Here is a 1074-nt window from a genome sequence, read left to right as displayed (position 1 = left end):
GCAGGCCGAGTTTTTTCTCCAGATAGTGGATGTTGGTGCCACCCTGCTGGAAATGTTCGTCGGACATGATTTTCATCTGCAGCTCGACGTTGGTCTTGATGCCGTCGATGATCAGTTCCGCCAGCGCATTTTTCATGCGCGCGATGGCCACTTCACGGGTGTCACCGTAGGTGATCAGCTTGCCGATCATGGAATCGTAGTACGGCGGCACGCTGTAGCCGGCATAGATGTGCGATTCCCAGCGCACGCCAAAACCGCCTGGCGCGTGGAAACGGGTGATCTTGCCCGGGCTCGGCAGGAAGGTGTTCGGATCTTCGGCGTTGATACGGCACTCTACCGCATGACCGCGAACAATCACGTCTTCCTGTTTGATCGACAGCGGCTGACCGGCAGCAATACGCAGCTGCTCTTTGATCAGATCCACGCCGGTGATCATCTCGGTCACCGGATGCTCCACCTGAATACGGGTGTTCATCTCGATGAAGTAGAACTCACCGTTTTCGTACAGGAACTCGAAAGTACCCGCACCGCGGTAGCCGATATCGATACAGGCTTTCGCACAGCGCTCGCCGATAAAGCGACGCAGTTCCGGCGTGATGCCCGGCGCTGGTGCTTCTTCGACCACTTTCTGGTGACGACGCTGCATCGAGCAGTCACGTTCCGCCAGATAGATCGCGTTGCCCTGGCCGTCGGCCATCACCTGAATCTCGATGTGACGCGGGTTCTCGAGGAATTTCTCCATGTAGACCATGTCGTTGTTGAAAGCCGCTTTGGCTTCCGCTTTCGTCATGCCGATGGATTGTTCCAGATCTTTTTCACTGCGCACCACGCGCATACCACGACCGCCGCCGCCGCCAGAGGCTTTGATGATGACCGGGTAGCCGATGCGTTTGGCAATGGCACGGTTTTTATCCATGTCATCGGTCAGCGAGCCGTCAGATCCTGGCACGGTCGGCACACCGGTTTTCTTCATCGCGGTGATCGCAGACACTTTGTCGCCCATCAGGCGGATGGTGTCAGCTTTCGGGCCGATGAAGATAAAACCAGAGCGCTCAACCTGCTCGGCGAAATCGG

The 1074-nt window shown here is 57.1% G+C and carries 1 protein-coding gene; it reads right to left on the bottom strand.

The annotated features are described in order from the left end of the window. A partial coding sequence (accC, locus tag F3J37_RS27810) for an acetyl-CoA carboxylase biotin carboxylase subunit (protein ID WP_166936844.1) occupies positions 1-1074 on the bottom strand: 1074 nt, incomplete at both ends.

The organism is Candidatus Pantoea communis (assembly GCF_011752685.1).
GTDB classification, from domain to species: domain Bacteria; phylum Pseudomonadota; class Gammaproteobacteria; order Enterobacterales; family Enterobacteriaceae; genus Pantoea; species Pantoea communis.
The sequence above is the reverse complement of the archived record's forward strand: the minus strand, read 5'-3'. Positions and strand labels throughout refer to the sequence as shown.